This is a genomic window from Sphingomonas sp. 35-24ZXX, assembly GCF_000786215.1.
Classification (GTDB): Bacteria; Pseudomonadota; Alphaproteobacteria; order Sphingomonadales; family Sphingomonadaceae; genus Blastomonas.
Map to the genome: position 1 here is coordinate 807,671 of NZ_JROG01000004.1, position 18,413 is coordinate 826,083.

Below are 18,413 nucleotides of genomic sequence, written 5' to 3' on the forward strand. Positions count from 1 at the left end.
CTTGGGAGGGGGGTAGGAACCCGGAAACTGGGTTCCACGCCGCTGCAAGTCAATCGCTCATAAATGCAACGCACCGTTTACGTTTCGCGATCGAGCCCGGCAAGCACCACGGCATAGACCTGGGCCAGCTGCTCGGCGGTGATGCAATAGGGCGGCATGACATAGACCGTGTTGCCCAGCGGACGGATCAGGAGGCCATGCGCCTTGCCGAACGCGTTCAGATGAACTGCCCAGTTGGAGAGGTAGCCGCTCGCATCGGCGTGCAGGTCTAACGCGGCGATGGTGCCGCATTGCCGGGTGCTGACCACCTGCGGGTGGCTGGCGATGGCAACCAGTTCTGCCGCCTGCAGTGCCGCCAGAGTATCGATCCGCGCCTGCACCGGCTCGTCGCGCCAGATCGCCAGATTGGCCACCGCTGCCGCGCAGGCGATCGGATTGGCGGTGTAGCTGCTCGAATGGAAGAAGCAGTCGGCGCGGTCCTGCGACCAATGCGCCATGAAGATGTCCTCGCGCGCCAAAGTCACCGCCAGCGGCATCGACCCGCCGGTCAGCCCCTTGGACAGGCACAGGATATCGGGGACGACGCCCGCCTGCTCGCACGCCAGCATCGTCCCTGTGCGGCCCCAGCCGGTCATCACTTCATCGGCGATGAAGAGGACGTCATGGCGGGCGCAGATCGCCGCCATCTGGGCCAGCACAGACGGGGGATACATCAGCATCCCGCCCGCACCCAGCACCAAAGGCTCGACGATGAACGCCGCCGCGCCTGCTTTGCACGCGGCCTCCAGCGCGTCGAGCGTCGCCTGTTCGGCGCCTTCAGCTGGGAAGGGGACAGCGGTGACATCGAACAGCAGCGACGCATAGGGGCGGTTGAACACGCCGCGCGCGCCGACCGACATCGCGCCGATGGTGTCGCCGTGATAGCTGTGCTCCATCACGATGATGCCCTGGCGCGGCTGCTTGCGGTTGTGCCAGTATCCCAGCGCCATCTTCAGCGCGACCTCGACTGCGGTGGAGCCTGAATCGCTGAAGAACACGCGGGTCAGCGCTGGCGGCGTGATCTCGATCAGACCGTGCGCCAATGTCTCGGCGGGTTCGTGCGTCCAGCCGGCAAAGATGATCTGGTCCAGCTGCTCGCTCTGGGCCCGGATCGCCGCCATGATGCGCGGGTGCGCGTGGCCGTGCGTTGTCACCCACCAGCTCGAGATCGCATCGATCCATGTCCGGCCATCGGCGCCGTGCAGCACCGCGCCCTGCCCGCGCGCGATCAGGGGAATGTCTTCGCCCAGCCCGTGCTGGGTGAAGGGATGCCAGACCGGGGAGCCGCTCATGTGAAATCGGCGATGTCGAACCCGGCGGCGAACGCCGCACGCAGCGCCTCCGGCGTGATGGCAGGGAGCCTGTCGAGCCTGCCCAGGCGGCGCACGCCGGCGATCGCCGGGATGGTCGCCTCGCTGTCGGGCATGGCCTCGCCGATGAACGCGATGCCGTGGATCGGCACGCCGCGCGCCTTGAGCGCTTCGACGGTCATCAGGCTGTGGTTGATCGTGCCCAAGGCGGTGCGCGCGCAGACGATGACCGGAATCTGCCAGCGCGCGAACACATCGGCATAGAGCACATTGCGCGTCACCGGCACCAGGGCGCCGCCTGCGCCTTCGATCACCAACGGTGCATCGATGGTGGGCGGGTTCAAGGCATCGGTATCGATTTCCACGCCGTCGATCTCGGCGGCGAGGTGCGGCGAGGCCGGGGTCACCAGCCGCCAGGCTTCGGGCAGCGTCGATCCCGGCACCATGCGTTCGACGAACGCGGTGTCGGTTTCGCCCTCCAGGCCGGATTGCACCGGCTTCCAGTAGCGGGCCTGCAGAGCTTGAACGAGGGCAGCACTGAACACCGACTTGCCGATATCGGTGTCGGTGCCTGTCACAACAAAGCGGGGTTTCATGCGGGGATCATGATCCTGTCGAGTGATTCGGAGAGCGCGCCGATATCACCCTTTGTCACGTTGCGGGTAATCGAAATGCGCAACCGAGCGGTCCCCTGCGGCACGGTCGGCGGGCGGATGCCGCGGATGTCGAAGCCCTGACGCTGCAGCGCGGCGGCGATGCGCATCGTGCGGGCATCGTCGCCGATGATGACGGGCAGGATCTGGGTGTTGGATGGCGAAGCGCCCAGCCGGGCGGCAAGCAGGCGGCGCGCTTCGGCGACCCGCGCGAACAGGTCCTCGCGCCAGTCGTCATGCCCTGCCACCAGCGCCAGCGCCTTGCGCACCATGTGCGCCACCAGCGGCGAAGGCGCGGTGGAGAAGATGAAGGGCCGCGCGCGGTTGACCAGGAAATCGATGGCCACGCGCGGCGCACAGATCAGCGCGCCTTCGCAGCCCAAGGCCTTGCCGCAGGTGTGCAGCGTGATGACATTGGGTTGCCCCGCCAGCGCATGCGCAAGCCCTGCACCGCCGATGCCGAACACCCCGGTCGCGTGCGCCTCGTCGATCACCAGCACGGCATCATGGCGCGCGGCGATGTCGGCCAAATCTGCCAGCGGAGCGCAGTCGCCATCCATGCTGTAGAGGCTTTCGACCGCGATCCACACGCGGCCGGTGCCGCCGGCAAGCCGCCATGTGGTGATGGCGTCGTCGAAGGACTGGGGGTCGTTGTGCGCGGCGACGCGCGTTTCGGCGCGGCCTAGCTTCATGCCGTCATGCGCAGAGGCGTGGATCAGTGCGTCGTGCACCACCAGATCGCCGCGCTGCGGCAGCGTCGCGAACAGGGCCGCATTGGCGGCAAAGCCGGTCGCGAAGAACAGCGCGGCTTCGGATCCGAAATGCGCTGCTGCATCGGCTTCCAGCGCCTCGTGCGCTGCATGGTTGCCGCGCAGCAGCCGCGATCCACCCGAGCCTGCGGGCAGGCCCAGTGCCATGCCCTCGCGCAGGGCATCGTGCAGCAGCGTGGAGCCCGCCAGTCCCAGATAATCGTTCGAGGCGAAATCCTTGCCCTCGCGGGGCCCGAGCGCACGCAGCCTCGAACCCCTTTTCAGGGATTCGAGTTGCGCTGCATGGTCCTCGAAAAAGGGCGTGTTCAACGAAGGGTCAGTTCTTCGCCTTGTCGACCAGCTTGTTCGCGCCGATCCACGGCATCATCGCCCGCAGCTGCGCGCCGGTCTTTTCGATCGGGTGCGCGGCGGCCAGCTTGCGCGCGGCCTTCAGCTCAGGCTGGCCGGCGCGGTTGTCGAGCACGAAATTCTTGACGAAACGGCCCTGCTGGATGTCCTCCAGCACGCGCTTCATCTCGGCCTTGGTCTCCGAGGTGATGATGCGCGGGCCGGTGGTGATGTCGCCATATTCGGCGGTGTTGCTGATCGAATAGCGCATGTTGGCGATGCCGCCTTCGTACATCAGGTCGACGATCAGCTTCACCTCGTGCAGGCACTCGAAATAGGCCATTTCAGGTGCATAGCCGGCTTCGGTGAGCGTTTCGAACCCGGCCTGGATCAGATGGGTCAGGCCGCCGCACAGCACCGCCTGCTCGCCGAACAGATCGGTTTCGCACTCTTCGCGGAAGTTGGTTTCGATGATGCCGCTGCGGCCGCCGCCGACGCCCGATGCATAAGCGAGCGCGATGTCATGCGCGTTGCCCGAAACGTCGCGTTCGACCGCGATGAGGCAGGGCACGCCGCCGCCGCGGACATATTCGCTGCGCACCGTGTGGCCGGGGCCCTTGGGCGCGATCATGATGACGTCGAGGTCTTCGCGCGCCTCGATCAGGCCGAAATGGATGTTGAGGCCGTGGGCGAAGGCGAGCGCCGCGCCGGGCTTCATGTTGGCGTGATAGTCATCGGCATAGATCGCGGCCTGATGCTCGTCGGGTGCCAGGATCATCACGATATCGGCCCAGGCGGCGGCATCGGCGTTGCTCAGCACCTTGAAGCCCGCGCCTTCGGCCTTGGCGGCGGTGGCGCTGCCGGGACGCAGCGCGATCGCGACATCCTTGACGCCGCTGTCGCGCAGGTTCTGCGCGTGGGCATGGCCCTGGCTGCCATAGCCGACGATGACGATCTTCTTGTCGGCGATCAGCTTCAGGTCGCAATCGGAATCATAAAAAACGCGCATAGTCTTTCCCCATTTCTCATCGTTTTCGTCATTCCCGCGGCAGCGGAAAGCCCGCTGCGGTTATGCAGAAGCGGGACCCCCGCGTGCGCGGAGGTGACGATATGGTGGTACAATAAACGTTAACCCGCCTCGGCCCCCCGGGTCATGGCGACGACACCGGTGCGGGCGACCTCGACCAGCCCGACCTCGCGCATCAGCGCGATGAACTGGTTGATCTTCTCGACCGATCCGGAAATCTCGAACACGAAGCTGCTGGTGCTGGTATCGACCGGGCGGGCGCGGAAGATGTCCGCCAGCCGCAGCGCCTCGATGCGGTGCTCGCCCGCGCCTGCGACCTTGATCAGCGCCAGTTCGCGCTCGACATGCGGCCCCAGTTCGGTGAGGTCGGCGACGCGGTGGACGGCGACCAGCCGGTCGAGCTGCGCAATGATCTGGTCGATCACCGCAGGCGGGCTCACCGTGACGATGGTGATGCGGCTGGTGGCGTGATCCTCGCTGATATCGGCCACCGTCAGGCTTTCGATATTATAGCCGCGCGCAGTGAACATGCCCGCGATCTTGGCGAGGATACCTGCCTCGTTGTCGACGGTCACGGTCAGGACGTGCCGTTCGGATGCCTGTTGCTGGATGTGCATGGGGCGATCTTTCAGAAGGGGTGAAAGCCGATGCTGCCCGGGGCATGATGCCACGCTAGCAGGATGGGCAAACCGGCTTTCGCCAGTGGGACGGCACGGGAAGGGCAGAACCGCATCAGACGAGGGCTTTCGCTTCGTCTTCCATGGTCCCGGCAACCTCGTCGCCATACAGGATCATGTCGGTGTGCGCCGCGCCCGACGGAATCATCGGCAGGCAGTTGGCGAGCTTGGCGACGCGGCAGTCGACCATGACCGGGCCGGGGTGATCGATCATCGCCTGGATTCCTGCGTCCAGCTCTGCCTGATCGGAAATGCGGATGCCCTTCCAGCCATATGCTTCGGCCAATGCGACGAAATCGGGCAGCGCATCGGAATAGCTTTCCGAATAGCGGCTTTCATAGGTCAGCTGCTGCCACTGGCGCACCATGCCCATGTACTCGTTGTTGAGGATGAAGATCTTGACCGGCAGGCGGTATTGCGTCGCGGTGCCCAGCTCCTGGATGTTCATCTGGATCGAGGCTTCGCCGGCAATGTCGATGCACAAGGCTTCGGGGTTGCCGAGCTGGGCGCCGATCGCGGCGGGCAGGCCATAGCCCATGGTGCCCAGCCCCCCCGAGGTCAGCCACTTGTTGGGCTCTTCGAAACGGAAATACTGCGCGGCCCACATCTGGTGCTGGCCGACCTCGGTCGAGATGATCGGGCTCTGGTCCTTGGTCAGCGCATACAGCCGCTCGATCGCCAGCTGCGGCATGATTTCGGACGCGCTGGCCGGATAGGCCAGGCATTCGCGGGTGCGCCAGCCGGCAATCCGCGCCTTCCATTCGGACAGGTCGCGTGGGCCATGACCCATCGCATCGAGCGCATCGATGATCTGGCCCAGCACCGTCGCGCAATCGCCGACAATGCCGAGGTCGACGCGCACCGTCTTGTTGATCGACGACCGATCGATATCGATGTGGATCTTCTTCGAGCTGGGCGAGAACGCATCGAGCCGTCCGGTGACGCGGTCGTCGAAGCGCGCGCCGACGCAGATCACCAGATCGGCGCGGTTCATCGTCATGTTGGCTTCATAGGTGCCGTGCATGCCCAGCATGCCCAGCCAGTCGGCATGTTCGGAGGGAAAGGCGCCCAGACCCATCAGCGTCGAGGTCACCGGCGCGCCGGTCATCGCCTGCAACCGGCGCAGCAATGTGCTCGCTTCGGGCCCGGCGTTGATGACGCCGCCGCCCGAATAGATCACCGGGCTGGTCGATTCCGCGATCATCCTGGCCGCAGTGGCAATGTCATCCGCGGTGCCCTGCTTGACCGGGGCATAGCGCAGATTGGGGCGGGCAGGGGTATCGGCATCATGCGTGGCGGTGGCGACCTGGACGTCCTTGGGGATGTCGATTAGCACCGGGCCAGGGCGGCCCTGCGTCGCGATGTGAAAGGCTTCGCGCACCGTCGAGGCAAGCTTTGCCGGGTCCTTCACCAGATAATTGTGCTTGGTGCAGTGGCGGGTAATGCCGATGGTATCGGCCTCCTGAAAGGCATCGGTGCCAATCAGGTTGGTCGCTACCTGGCCGGTGATGACGACCATCGGGATCGAATCCATCAGCGCATCGGTGATGCCGGTGACCGCGTTGGTAGCCCCCGGGCCCGAGGTGACCAGCACGACGCCGGGCTTGCCGGTGGCACGGGCATAGCCCTCTGCGGCGTGCGCAGCGGCCTGTTCGTGCCGCACCAGAATATGGCGCAGCGAGGGGTGACCGAAGATCGCGTCGTAAATCGGGAGCACCGCGCCGCCAGGATAGCCGAAGATCACCTCGACACCCTGTTCGACCAGCGTTTCAACCAATATCTGCGCGCCGCTCAATTCGGCCATGATGAAAGCCTTACTTCTTCAAAAAACGTGAGCCCGCTTAGACAAAGCGGACCGATGTTGCAAAACCATAAGCTGCCGCGCGCCCCACGAGTACCGGAACCGGCGAAAATCAACCCGGCGCAGGAGGCCCGCGCCGGGTTGGGAATAGGTGTGACGTGTCGTGGAACGCTGGCAGCAACGTCGTGACACCGCCGCTCTAAGAGACATAAAATGCTGTGTCAACAGCTAATCCGGAAATAAAATATCAAAATTGAGCCTACGACTATCTGAAAGTTCCTCATGGTGCCGCTGCCAGTCCGCTGGAGTCTGGTTGCGGAACCAGGTGTATTGCCGTTTGGCATATTGCCTTGTGGCCAGTTGCCCATCGGCCAGGCACTGCTGCGGGCTGGTCAGGCCGCGCAGCAGCCGGGCGGTTTCGGGCACGCCAATGGCGCGCATCACCGGCAGATCGGGGTGCAGTGCACGCGCGAGCAAGGTTTCGACCTCGTCCAGTGCGCCCGACTCCAGCATGGCGGCGAACCGCCTGTCACAGCGCGCCAGCAGCCAGTCGCGCGGGGGCAGCAGCACCAGAGCCTTGATCGCCACCGTATCGCCGATGCCGCCCTGCTTGTGCGCCTGCCAGTGGGTGATCGTCTGCCCGGTGGAGCGGACAACCTCCAGCGCCCGGGCGACGCGGGTGGTATCGGCCGGGGCCAGCCGCGCAGCGCTGCCGGGGTCTTCGCGGGCGAGCGCGGCATAGGCATCATCGACCGTCATCGCGCGGACCGCCTCGCGGATCGCAGGATCGATCTCCGGGATGGGGGCGATACCGTCGAGCAATGTGCGGATGTACAGGCCCGTCCCGCCGACCAGGATCGGCAGCGCGCTTGCGGCTTGCGCAGCGGCGATCTCTGACCGGGCATCGGCCGCCCAGCGCGCGGCGGAACAGGCCTCGGCGCCGTCGATATAGCCGAACAGCCGGTGCTCGATCCTGCCCATCTCCTGCTCGGTCGGCCGTGCGCTCAGAATCGCCAGATCGGCATAGACCTGCGCGCTGTCGGCATTGATGATCACCGCGCGCTGGCCGCGCGCTTCCAGCTGCTGGGCATAGGCGACCGCCAATCCGCTCTTGCCGCTGGCGGTTGGTCCGGCAATAAGCGCCACCGCCGGACGGGTGTTTCCGGCTGCATCGGGGGAAGTATTTGTGCCCATAGCCACGCTGATAGCAGCAGAGCCCCTCCCAGCGGGAGAGCTAAACGCCGCCGCCGACAGATTGCATCAGGCCGGGCTGGTGGTCGGGCAAAGCCAGTGGATCGAACCCGGGCTTGTCGGCGCGCTGCACTTCACGGGCGATGCGGCAGCCGCCAACGCCCCGCTCGATTCGCTGCGCACCGCCGCCGATGTGCTGGTGCTCGACGAGGCGGCGCGTTCCCCGCGCCTGCTGATGTCCGACATGGACAGCACGATGATCGCCAATGAGTGCATCGACGAGCTTGCCGATTATGCCGGGGTCAAGCCGCAGGTTGCCGAGATCACCGAACGCGCGATGCAGGGCGAGCTCGATTTCGAGGCGGCCCTGCGCGAGCGCGTCGCGCTGCTCAAGGGGCTGAGCGAGCATGTGATCGGCGATTGCCTGGGCCATCGCATCCAGCCGATGCCCGGTGCGCGCACGCTGGTGCGCACGCTGCGTTCGCGCGGGTGTGATTGCGTGCTGGTCTCGGGCGGGTTTCATTCCTTTGCCGATGTCATCGGCGCGGAGCTGGGCTTTCATGCGGTGTTCGCCAACCGGCTGGTGATTGATCACGGCCATCTGACCGGCGAGCTGGAAGGCGCCATCGTCGATGCCGCGCGCAAGGCGGCGATCCTGATGGAGCAGGCGGTCGGGCACGGGCTGGAGGCAGCGCAGGTGATCGCCCTGGGCGACGGCGCGAACGACATCCCGATGCTCAAGGCTGCCGGGACCGGCATCGCCTATCACGCTAAGCCTGCCGCGATCGCGGCGGCAGACGGCCATATCGCGCATGGCGACTGGACCGCGCTGCTCCACGCGCTCGGCATCCCGCGGGGTGATTGGTCCGACTGATCGCACAAAAAAGGGGCGTGGCCTGAGCCACACCCCCAATTTTGAACGATCTTATAGGCCTTGGCTCAGCCATCCGACCCCTTGCTCGTCATTCCCGCGAACGCGGGGGTGACGGGAAATGGGCCCTTGTTGCGCTGGGCAGATCAGCCCTGCAGCAGGCGCATGATCGTCATCGCCTGTTCGCTGCCAGACTGGGGAACGGTCTCGCCGGTGCGGTCGGTGATCTTGTCGAAGATGCGTGCAACGCCTTCGGCGGTGCGCTCGCCCTCGGGAAGGGCCGCGCCCTGGGTCATCGTGACATAGGCGGCGTGGAATGCGCCTGCGCCTGCGCCGATGATCATGTTGGTCGGTGCGTCTTCGGACACCAGATAGACAGCGGCGGGGACGACGTTTTCAGGCTTGAACGCGGCGAAGGCTTCAGGCGGGAAGATGTCTTCGGTCATGCGCGTACCGGCTACGGGAGCCAGCGTGTTGACCTTGATGTTGTTCTTCGCGCCTTCCAGATACAGCGTCTTGGTGAGGCCGGCGAGGCCGAGCTTGGCGGCGCCATAGTTGGCCTGGCCGAAGTTGCCATAAAGGCCGGTCGACGACGCGGTCATCAGGATGCGGCCATAGTTCTGCTCGCGCATCGTTTCCCACACCGCCTTGGTGCAGTTGGCCGAGCCCAGCAGGTGGACCTTGACCACCAGATCGAAATCCGAAGGCTCCATCTTGGCGAAGCTCTTGTCGCGCAGGATGCCGGCATTGTTGATCAGAACGTGCACGCCGCCCCAGGCTTCCTTGGCCTTGGCGACCATTTCGACCATCTGCTCGTATTCGGTGACGTTGCCGCCATTGGCCATGGCTTCGCCGCCAGCAGCCTTGATCTCTTCGACCACCTTCGCGGCAGCATCCGAGGTGCCGGTGCCGTCACGGGCACCGCCCAGATCGTTGACGACAACCTTGGCGCCGCGCGCGGCAAGATCGAGCGCATAAGCGCGGCCCAGGCCGCCGCCTGCGCCGGTGACAATGGCAACGCGGTCCTTGAAACTGATGGTCATGGCAAGCATCCTCTCGGGCATGGTTTACACAGGCGCGCGACAAATCCGCGCGGAATGGCGCGGGTTTTAGCCATGTTGCGGCGCTTGGCAAGCGCCAAGCTGCGCCCCGACAACCGCAGGCCCGATTGACGTTCGCGTAAAGCGGCGCTGACGTTACGGCGATCAGGCCAGTTCGCTGTCCAGCGCATAGCCGGCTGAGCGCACCGTGCGGATGATATCGGGCTGGCCATGCGCGTTCAGCGCCTTGCGCAGCCGCCGGATATGCACGTCGACGGTGCGAATCTCGATGTCGCTGTCATGCCCCCAGACGCTGTCGAGCAGCCGCTCGCGCGAGAACACCCAGCCGGGGTGCTCGAGGAAATGGCGCAGCAGGCGGAACTCAGTGGGGCCCAGCGGAATGGTCTGCCCGGCGCGCTTCACCTTGTAGCCGACCGTGTCCATCTCGATGTCGGCAAAGCTCAGGGCCTCGCCCGCCAGCGCCGGGCGCACGCGGCGCAGCACCGCGTTGACCCGGGCGATCAGCTCGCGGGGGGAGAAGGGCTTGGTGACATAATCGTCCGCGCCGATGTCCAGACCGCGCACCCGGTCTTCCTCTTCGCCGCGCGCCGACATCATGATGATCGGGATGTTCGAGGTGTCGTTGTCGCGGCGCAGGCGGCGGCAGACCTCGATGCCCGACAGATTCTCGATCATCCAGTCGAGCAGCACGATATCGGGCCGCTCCTCGCGCGCGATCAGCATCGCCTCTTCGCCATCGGGCGTGTGGCTGACACGAAAGCCCTGTTTGTCGAAGTGCCAGGACACCAGCTCGGACAGAGCCATGTCGTCTTCAACCAGCAGCAGATGAGGAGTCGTCATCGTATATGTGCTTTCCGTGTCAAAAGTCCCGATCAGTCGATGCCGGGCGCCAGCGTATCGTCGCCGCGCTCTCGCTCGTTCATCGACTGCCCGGTGACTGCGAAATAAACCATTTCAGAAACATTGGTGGCGTGGTCGCCGATCCGCTCGAGGTTCTTGGCGATGAACAGCAGGTGCGTGCCCGCGCCGACATGCTCGGGGTTCGAGATCATGTGCGCGATCAGCGCGCGGAAGATGCTGTTGTAGAAATCGTCGACCGTCTTGTCCTGCGCGCAGACCGCGACCGCGAGATCGGCGTCGCGCCGCGCAAAGGCGGTGAACGCATCGTCGACCAGCTGGCGGGTTGCATCGGCCATGGCGGGCAGCAGCCGCGCGGCATCGATATGCTGCGCCGGATCGATCAGCGCGACGCGCTTGGCAATATTCTTGGCATAATCGCCGATGCGCTCGACCACGCCCGAGATCTTCAGCGCGGCGACCAGTTCGCGCAGATCGTCGGCCATTGGCGCGCGCAACGCGATCGTCTGGATCACCATCCGGTCGATCTGCTCTTCCAGCGCGTCGATCCGCTTGTCGCCCTCGACCACCGTGCGCGCCAGATCGAGATCGTGGTTCGTCAGCGCGGTCATCGCGCCTTCGACCGCCTTTTCCGCGCGGCCGCCGATTTCGGCAATCAGGCCGCGCAGCGTGGCAAGATCGCCGTCAAACGCCTTTAGGGTGTGTTCGTTTTGGCTGTGGTTCATCAAATTTTCCAGTTCATCGCGGGCCCGGGGGCGGAAGGGAGGGCAGACTGTCCCATGCACCGCCTGTCCGGTCGCTTAAGCATGTGGGGCTTAGCCGTAACGGCCAGTAATATAGTCGCGGGTCCGTTCTTCACGCGGGTTGGTGAAGATATCGGAGGTGTCGCCATATTCTACCATGGTTCCCAGGTGGAAGAACGCGGTCTTTTGCGAAACGCGCGCCGCCTGTTGCATGTTGTGCGTCACGATGACGATCGCATAACGGCCGCGCAGTTCGTGGATGAGCTCCTCGATCTTGGCGGTGGCGATCGGGTCGAGCGCCGAGCAGGGCTCGTCCATCAGGATGACTTCTGGGTCGACCGCGATCGCGCGCGCAATGCACAGGCGCTGCTGCTGGCCGCCCGAAAGCGCGGTGCCGCTGTCGGACAGCCGGTCCTTGACCTCGCTCCACAGGCCTGCGCGCACCAGCGAGTTCTCGACGATCTGGTCGAGCTCTGCCTTGTTGGGGGCCAGGCCGTGGATCCGCGCACCATAGGCGACATTGTCGTAGATCGACTTGGGGAAGGGGTTGGGCTTCTGGAACACCATGCCGACGCGCGCGCGCAGCTGCACGACATCCATCTTGGCGGAATAGATGTTCTCGCCATCGAGCGTGATGTCGCCTTCCACCCGCGCAATCGGGATGGTGTCGTTCATCCGGTTGAGCGTGCGCAGGAAGGTCGACTTGCCGCAGCCCGAAGGGCCGATGAAGGCAACGACATTGTCCATGTCGATGTCGATCGAGACACCCTTGATGGCCTGCTTGTCGCCATAGAAGACCTTGACGTCGCGCGCCGACATCTTGGGTTTGGTGGTCGTGGTGGTGGCCGTATTGTCGAGCATGGATCGGGTTACCATCGCGTTTCAAAGCGGTTGCGCAGATAGACGGCAATCGCGTTCATGGTGAGCAGGAAGACGAGCAGGACGATGATCGCAGCGGATGTCTTTTCGACAAAACCGCGGTTGACCTCGTCCGACCATAGGAAGATCTGCACCGGCAGCACCGTGGCAGGGTCGGTCAGGCCATCGGGCGGGGTTGTGGTGAAGGCGCGCATTCCGATCATCAGCAGCGGCGCGGTTTCGCCCAGCGCGCGTGCCATGCCGATGATCGTGCCAGTCATGATCCCGGGGATGGCGAGCGGCAGGACGTGGTGGAAGACCACCTGCACCGGACTGGCACCCACGCCCATTGCGGCCTCGCGGATCGAAGGCGGCACCGCCTTGATCGCATTGCGCGCGGCGATCACGATCACCGGCATCGTCATCAGCGCCAGGGTCAGACCGCCGACGATCGCTGCCGAGCGTGGCATCGAGAAGAACTGCAGGAACACCGCCAGCCCCAGCAGGCCGAAGATGATCGAGGGAACGGCGGCCAGATTGTTGATCGAGACCTCGATCAGATCGGTCAGCCGGTTCTTGGACGCATATTCTTCGAGATACACGGCTGCAAGCACGCCGACCGGAAAGGCGAGGAACAGGGTGACGACCATGGTGATCAGCGATCCCTTGAGCGCGCCCCAAATGCCGACCTGCGCCGGATCGGTGCCATCCGAGCCCGTGAGGAAGCGCCAGTTGAAGCTCTGCCGCACTTCGCCCGCCTTGGTGAGCGCAGCATAATCCGCCTCTGCCTCCGGGGTCGATGTGTCCTTGGCCGCGCGATCGATATCGCTGGAGGTCGGCAGCCAGAACTTGGTCTTGCTCATCACCAGATTGGGGTTCTCGGCCAGCTGGTCGCGCAGCGCGGTCCAGGCGGTGCTGGCGAAATAGCGGGCGCCATCCTCGCCATATTGGGCCTGGACGGCGTTGTCGAAGATCCGCCGCACGTCGATCGACGCCATGGTCGCGGCGAGCCGCGGCTGGGTCAGCTGATCGGGCGAGATGCTGCCCGTCGCGGTGGGCAGGTCGACGGTCAGCGTCGCTTCGGTGCTGATGAAGCCCTTGGCGCCATTGCCGACCATGACCACCAGCAGGAAGGCGAGGAACAGCGACGACAGCGCGACTGCCGCCAGCCCCATCCACTTGAAGCGCCGCTCTGCCGCATAGCGCCGGGCGATGCGCTTCTGCATGGCATCGCCCATCCAGTCGGTCTTGCGCCGGCCGGTGGTGTTGGCGGCGGCTTGGTTGTCTGCGGACATGCTGGTGGCCTCAGTCATAGGCTTCCCGATACTTTTTGACGATCTGGAGCGCGACGATGTTGAGCAACAGCGTCACGATGAAGAGCGTGAGGCCCAGGGCAAATGCCGCCAGCGTCATCGGGCTGTTGAAATCGGTATCGCCGGTCAGCAGCTGCACGATCTGGGTGGTCACGGTGGTGACACTGGCAAACGGGTTGGCGGTGAGATTGGCGGCAAGACCAGCGGCCATCACCACGATCATCGTCTCGCCGATCGCGCGGCTGACGGCTAGCAGCACGCCGCCGACCACGCCGGGGAGCGCGGCGGGGATCAGCACCTGCTTGATCGTCTCGCTCTTGGTCGCGCCCATCGCCAGCGATCCGTCGCGCATGCTGCCGGGGACAGCAGCGATGCTGTCATCGGCCATCGACGACACGAACGGGATGATCATCACGCCCATCACAAGCCCTGCGGCCAGCGCCGATTCGGACGAGGCATCGGTAATGCCGATCATCACCGCAAAGCTGCGCAGCGCGGGCGCCACGGTCAGCGCGGCGAAATAGCCATAGACCACGGTCGGGACGCCAGCGAGGATCTCGAGGATCGGCTTCATCCACTTGCGCACCGTGGGGCTGGCATATTGGGTGAGGTAGATCGCGCTCATCAGGCCGAGCGGGATCGCCACCAGCATCGCGATGATTGCACCGATGAACACCGTGCCCCAGAACAGGGGCACAGCGCCAAAGCCGGTGGCCCGGCCATCGACGACCTTGTCCGACGGGTTCCATTGCAGCCCGAACAGGAATTCGAACGGCGAAACCAGACTGAAGAAGCGCACGGTCTCGAAGATCAGCGAGGCGACGATGCCGAGCGTCGCCAGGATCGCGATCAGCGAGGCAAGCAGCAGGCCCAGCATCACCGTGCGTTCGACCTGGGTGCGGGCGCGGAAGTCCGGGCGGATGCGGGTGAAGGCATAGGCGCCACCGGCAAAGCACAGCAGGAAGGCCGCCAGCGCGCCGATCATCGCATAGTTGCGGTCGGCATCGGCATAGAGCGGTGCCAGTTCGCGCGCGGCATCGTTGAACACCTTGACGTCCGGGTTGCGCGACAGCGAGCGTGCCTCGGACAGGATCGCCGCGCGCTCGAACGCGTCGGTCGGCAGCTGCGCGGCCAGCGGGCTTTCGAGAACCGCATAGCTGCCCAGCGCTGGTGCGATGGTGCTCCAGGCCAGCAGGAACAGGACAGCGGGGACGACAGCCCACATCGCGGCATACCAGCCATGATAGCTGGGCAGCGAATGGACGCTGGCGGCGCCCTGCTGGATGAAGCGTCCGGCGCGTGCGCGCGCGAACACCCAGGTGATCAGGCCCAGGCCGGCGATCAGGAACAGGATGGCAGTACTGGTCATGATGGCCCTATTTCAGCTCGGCAACGTCAAGCGCGGTCAGCGACTGGATGCGCGCCTGCATCTGGGTGCGCACCCGGTCGGGTGCGGCGATGAGGCCAATGCGGCTGAGATAGCCGTCGGTTTCGCCGCCGCGCAGGAATTCCGCCACGAATTCGCGCAGGCCCGGAATGACATCGACGTGCTTTTTCTTCACGTAGATGTAGAGCGTGCGGGCGCCAGGATATTCGCCGCTTTCGATCGTGGCATAGCTGGGCTCGACGCCGCCGATCGGCACGCCGCGTACGGTATCGGCATTGTCGGCGAGATAGCTGTAGCTGAAGATGCCCACCGCATCGGGATTGGTCGAAAGCTTCTGGACGATCAGGTTATCGTTCTCGCCGGTGTCGGTATAGGCCTGGTCGGTCCTAACCGAATGGCAGATTTCCTCGAACTTTTCCTTGTCGGTGTCGGACAATGCCTTCACCGCGGGATCGGCCTTGCAGCCCTTTTCCATGATGATCTCTTCCAGCGCGTCGCGCGTGCCGGATGTGGCGGGCGGGCCGAAGATGTTGATCCGGGTGTCGGGCAGCGCAGGGTTGATGTCCGGCCAGCGCATCGCCTTGTTGGGCCCCTTGCCGAACGGCTGGGCCGCGAGCGCGGTGTAGAATTCTTCCACCGTCAGCGAAATCTTGGGGCCGTTCTTGGACTGGGCGAGCGCAATGCCGTCGAAACCGATGACAATCTCGATCACGCCATCGACGCCATTGGCCTTGCAGCGTTCGAATTCGCTTTTCTTCATCCGGCGCGATGCGTTGACGATATCGGGGGTGTTCGCGCCCACGCCGGCGCAAAACAGTTCCACGCCGCCGCCGGTGCCGGTCGATTCGAGAATGGGCGAGCGACGCTCGGGGTCGAAGTTGACGAACTCCTCGGCCACCTTCTTGGCGAACGGGAACACGGTCGACGAGCCGACAATGCGGATCTCGCTGCGGCTGCTGCCTTCGTTCGTCGAGGCAGGGTCCTGGCATCCGGCCAGCACCAAGGCTGGAAGGCAGGCAAAGACGAGCTTCCTGATCAACACTGCTACCCCTCTCTGGGCAAAAATTGCCACGATGCTTCCGGCCATGGCTGGCGATGGCTCCGGGCAGGGCAGAATCGCGCGACGCGGTGCATGTCCCTTGATCGGCCCCCTCAGGTCTGAGCCGTTAGGCAGGGGGGGTTGCCCGAAGATGACAAATGGATGACCTTTTTATGACACCGCCCCCGGTAGGGAGAGTGATTGCACGCTCAAGCCGGGATGGCGGGCTCGCTTGAGGTGCTGCCGGTATCGGCCTGGGGCGCGCGCGGATCGGCGGGCAGGGTGATCGTGATGGTGGTGCCGCGCTGGACGACACTGTCGATTTCCAGCCGCCCACGATGGCGCTCGACGATATGCTTCACGATCGACAGGCCCAGCCCGGTGCCGCCGATCGCGCGGCTGCGGCTCGAATCGACACGATAGAAACGCTCTGTCAAGCGGGGCAGATGCTCGGGCGCGATGCCTTCGCCGCAATCGCTGACCGAAAGCCGCACCAGCGCCGCATTGCGCGAGGTGCGCAGCCGCATCGTCACTGGCGTCCCCGGCTGGCCGTATTTCATGCTGTTCGACACCAGATTGTGCAGCAGTTGCGACAGCTGGGCGCGATCACCGCGCAGCGGCGGCAGATCGGGGCCGATATCCACCACGATGTCCGCCCCGCGATCGGGCTGGCTGTGCCGCAGCACCGTCTGCACCTCGCGCATCAGGTCGGGCAGGTCGATCGGCGTATCGGGGACGCGGAACTTCTCCGCCTCGATTCGCGACAGCGAGATAAGATCGTCGATCAGCTTCTGCATCCGGTTGGCTTCACGGAACATGACATTGAGGAAACGCGCCCGCGTTTCGGGATCCTCGCCGGCTTCCTTGTCTTCCAGCGTCTCGATGAAGCCCTTGATCGAGGCGAGCGGCGTGCGCAGTTCGTGGCTGGCATTGGCGACGAAATCGGTGCGCATCCGCTCGACGGCATAGACGCCCGATCGGTCCCACAGGTGCAGGATGCGCTCACCGCCGGGCATGTCGCGCACCAGCATCTCCCAGCGCTGATCGCGGCTGCCGATGCCGACCAGCTGGATAGGGCCCTCGTTGGTCTGCAGGCTTTCGGCCAGCAGATCGGCCGCGGCGGGGTGACGGATGACGAGGCGGATATCCTCGCCGACGCAATATTCGCCCAGCAGCTTGCGCGCGGCGCTGTTGGCGCGGCGCACCGTGGTACCGGTCAGCACCAGCACCGGATCGGCCAGCCCGTCGATGAAGCTGGTGAAATCGCGATGCTGGCTGATCGGCTTGACTTCGGGCTCGCGGATCGGGGCTGCGGCTTGCGGATTGTGCTTGGCCGGGCTCGACAGATCCGCCATCGCGACGATCGCGACAAGCCCCGCGGCAAAGCAGATCATCGCCTGCTCAATGCCGTTGCTGCCGAACTGGCTGATCGCCACCCCCGCGCCGAGCAACGCCGTCGCGAGAAGAAATCGACCGCCATTCAGGCCCGTATCGCTGGCGTCTCCCATGGAAGCAGGCCTATACCAGCGTTGCAGGGGCCGCGCCATTGATGATCCGGCCTAACGTTCAATTTACCCTTGGCGGGCACCCTGTCCCGCAGAAGGACAAGCGATCAAATGGCTTGCCTTGAAGGGGTGAAGCCTCTTTAGTTCCGCGCGAAGGTGTCTGCACGGACAGGACACGAAGAGAGTACAGGCATGAGCGGTCAAGACGGCAAGGCGGATCAGCACGGGCAGGACGGCCCAGCGCCGGAAGAATCACGCGGTGGTGCGACGCGGCGGACGCTTCTGATCGGTGCGGTGGCGACATCTGCCGTGGTCAGCATCCGCCCTGCGCTGGCCCAGACCGCAGGATCGGTGCTCAACTGCCAGATCCCCGTGCCGGAGCGCGGCAAGGGCATGTTCATCGACCCCGCCGGCAAGCTCGTTTCCCCCGATACCCCCGGCGCCTTTCCGCCGTCACCGCGCGATTTCACCGGAGAAGAGGTGCGCCAGGCGCTGCAGGGTCGCAATCTGCCCGGAACCACCCGCGAACAGTCGCAGGCCTATCTCAATTACATCCGCAAGCTGCAGAACGGGCAGAGCGGCTTTACCTGCTATGCCTCGCTGCAGATGCCGCGCCGCTGAGCCGCGGGGGCACAGCCGTTGATGCCGACCGCCTATGCTGCATTGCCCGCCAGCGCCTTGAAGCGCGTCACGCTGGGCGGACTGGAGGCGATCTACCATCTGCCGTCGGGAATCACCCATCTGCTGGCAGAGCCGGTACCCGATCTGCTCGACATGCTCGAGCGGCAAGGCCCGGGCCGTTTTGTCACACCTGATGAGCTTTTGCTGCTGATCGGCGAGCGGTTCGATATCGAAGCGGATGACCCAGCAGAGCCACCGCAGGCAGTGCTGGCCGAGCGTCTTGCGGAACTTGCGGCACTGGGTCTGGTGGCGGTCCGCGCGCATGCGTGACACGCTTGCATCAGGGCGATGCAAATCTGCAT

The 18,413-nt window shown here is 64.9% G+C and carries 18 protein-coding genes; 3 read left to right on the forward strand and 15 right to left on the reverse strand.

Going from position 1 to position 18,413, the window contains the following annotated elements; all coding sequences use genetic code 11:
* Nucleotides 1–77 precede the first annotated feature (77 nt).
* The 7 genes from LI72_RS11970 to miaA form a co-directional block, all read right to left on the reverse strand.
* Nucleotides 78–1,331, reverse strand: coding sequence for an adenosylmethionine--8-amino-7-oxononanoate transaminase (locus tag LI72_RS11970; protein WP_033926021.1), 1,254 nt, complete (start codon nucleotides 1,329–1,331; stop codon nucleotides 78–80).
* Nucleotides 1,328–1,945 (reverse strand): dethiobiotin synthase, encoded by a 618-nt coding sequence (gene bioD / locus LI72_RS11975; protein WP_033926022.1) that lies wholly within the window; start codon nucleotides 1,943–1,945, stop codon nucleotides 1,328–1,330. The genes LI72_RS11970 and bioD overlap by 4 nt, the downstream gene beginning before the upstream one ends.
* Nucleotides 1,942–3,081 (reverse strand): 8-amino-7-oxononanoate synthase, encoded by a 1,140-nt coding sequence (locus tag LI72_RS11980; RefSeq protein WP_033926023.1) that lies wholly within the window; start codon nucleotides 3,079–3,081, stop codon nucleotides 1,942–1,944. The genes bioD and LI72_RS11980 overlap by 4 nt, the downstream gene beginning before the upstream one ends.
* Nucleotides 3,082–3,088: 7 nt before the next feature.
* Nucleotides 3,089–4,108: a ketol-acid reductoisomerase gene (gene ilvC, locus LI72_RS11985; protein WP_033926024.1), complete on the reverse strand. Its 1,020-nt coding sequence runs from the start codon at nucleotides 4,106–4,108 to the stop codon at nucleotides 3,089–3,091.
* Between the two features lie 119 nt (nucleotides 4,109–4,227).
* Nucleotides 4,228–4,743: an acetolactate synthase small subunit gene (gene ilvN / locus LI72_RS11990; protein ID WP_033926025.1), complete on the reverse strand. Its 516-nt coding sequence runs from the start codon at nucleotides 4,741–4,743 to the stop codon at nucleotides 4,228–4,230.
* A 115-nt stretch (nucleotides 4,744–4,858) separates the two neighbouring features.
* Nucleotides 4,859–6,607 (reverse strand): biosynthetic-type acetolactate synthase large subunit, encoded by a 1,749-nt coding sequence (gene ilvB / locus LI72_RS11995; RefSeq protein ID WP_033926026.1) that lies wholly within the window; start codon nucleotides 6,605–6,607, stop codon nucleotides 4,859–4,861.
* A gap of 225 nt (nucleotides 6,608–6,832) precedes the next feature.
* Nucleotides 6,833–7,798, reverse strand: a complete 966-nt coding sequence (gene miaA, locus LI72_RS12000; RefSeq protein ID WP_033926027.1) for a tRNA (adenosine(37)-N6)-dimethylallyltransferase MiaA — start codon at nucleotides 7,796–7,798, stop codon at nucleotides 6,833–6,835.
* Between miaA and serB the strand changes: the two genes are divergently transcribed.
* Nucleotides 7,791–8,669, forward strand: a complete 879-nt coding sequence (gene serB, locus LI72_RS12005; protein ID WP_033926028.1) for a phosphoserine phosphatase SerB — start codon at nucleotides 7,791–7,793, stop codon at nucleotides 8,667–8,669. The two genes, miaA and serB, sit on opposite strands and share 8 nt — an antisense overlap.
* A 143-nt stretch (nucleotides 8,670–8,812) precedes the next feature.
* On the opposite strand, the gene LI72_RS12010 is transcribed toward serB, so the two are convergent.
* The 8 genes from LI72_RS12010 to LI72_RS12045 all read right to left on the reverse strand — a co-directional run bounded on the left by LI72_RS12010 (nucleotide 8,813) and on the right by LI72_RS12045 (nucleotide 17,433).
* Nucleotides 8,813–9,709, reverse strand: coding sequence for an SDR family oxidoreductase (locus LI72_RS12010; RefSeq protein ID WP_033926358.1), 897 nt, complete (start codon nucleotides 9,707–9,709; stop codon nucleotides 8,813–8,815).
* Nucleotides 9,710–9,871: 162 nt separating this feature from the next.
* On the reverse strand, nucleotides 9,872–10,567 hold the full coding sequence (phoB, locus tag LI72_RS12015; protein ID WP_017669853.1) for a phosphate regulon transcriptional regulator PhoB: 696 nt from the start codon (nucleotides 10,565–10,567) through the stop codon (nucleotides 9,872–9,874).
* Between the two features lie 32 nt (nucleotides 10,568–10,599).
* Complete coding sequence (gene phoU, locus LI72_RS12020; protein ID WP_033926029.1) at nucleotides 10,600–11,310, reverse strand: phosphate signaling complex protein PhoU; 711 nt, start codon at nucleotides 11,308–11,310, stop codon at nucleotides 10,600–10,602.
* A 90-nt stretch (nucleotides 11,311–11,400) separates the two neighbouring features.
* Nucleotides 11,401–12,189: a phosphate ABC transporter ATP-binding protein PstB gene (gene pstB / locus LI72_RS12025; protein ID WP_033926030.1), complete on the reverse strand. Its 789-nt coding sequence runs from the start codon at nucleotides 12,187–12,189 to the stop codon at nucleotides 11,401–11,403.
* Between the two features lie 8 nt (nucleotides 12,190–12,197).
* Nucleotides 12,198–13,481 (reverse strand): phosphate ABC transporter permease PstA, encoded by a 1,284-nt coding sequence (gene pstA / locus LI72_RS12030; RefSeq protein WP_052129765.1) that lies wholly within the window; start codon nucleotides 13,479–13,481, stop codon nucleotides 12,198–12,200.
* Between the two features lie 10 nt (nucleotides 13,482–13,491).
* Nucleotides 13,492–14,868, reverse strand: coding sequence for a phosphate ABC transporter permease subunit PstC (gene pstC / locus LI72_RS12035; protein WP_033926031.1), 1,377 nt, complete (start codon nucleotides 14,866–14,868; stop codon nucleotides 13,492–13,494).
* A gap of 7 nt (nucleotides 14,869–14,875) precedes the next feature.
* Nucleotides 14,876–15,889, reverse strand: a complete 1,014-nt coding sequence (locus LI72_RS12040; protein WP_443018122.1) for a substrate-binding domain-containing protein — start codon at nucleotides 15,887–15,889, stop codon at nucleotides 14,876–14,878.
* Nucleotides 15,890–16,134: 245 nt separating this feature from the next.
* On the reverse strand, nucleotides 16,135–17,433 hold the full coding sequence (locus LI72_RS12045; protein WP_052129766.1) for an ATP-binding protein: 1,299 nt from the start codon (nucleotides 17,431–17,433) through the stop codon (nucleotides 16,135–16,137).
* Nucleotides 17,434–17,622: 189 nt separating this feature from the next.
* Here LI72_RS12045 and LI72_RS12050 point away from each other — a divergent pair, with 189 nt between their 5' ends.
* On the forward strand, nucleotides 17,623–18,051 hold the full coding sequence (locus LI72_RS12050) for a hypothetical protein (protein WP_033926032.1): 429 nt from the start codon (nucleotides 17,623–17,625) through the stop codon (nucleotides 18,049–18,051).
* A 21-nt stretch (nucleotides 18,052–18,072) separates the two neighbouring features.
* On the forward strand, nucleotides 18,073–18,381 hold the full coding sequence (locus tag LI72_RS12055; RefSeq protein WP_052129767.1) for an HPr-rel-A system PqqD family peptide chaperone: 309 nt from the start codon (nucleotides 18,073–18,075) through the stop codon (nucleotides 18,379–18,381).
* The last annotated feature ends 32 nt before the right edge of the window (nucleotides 18,382–18,413 follow it).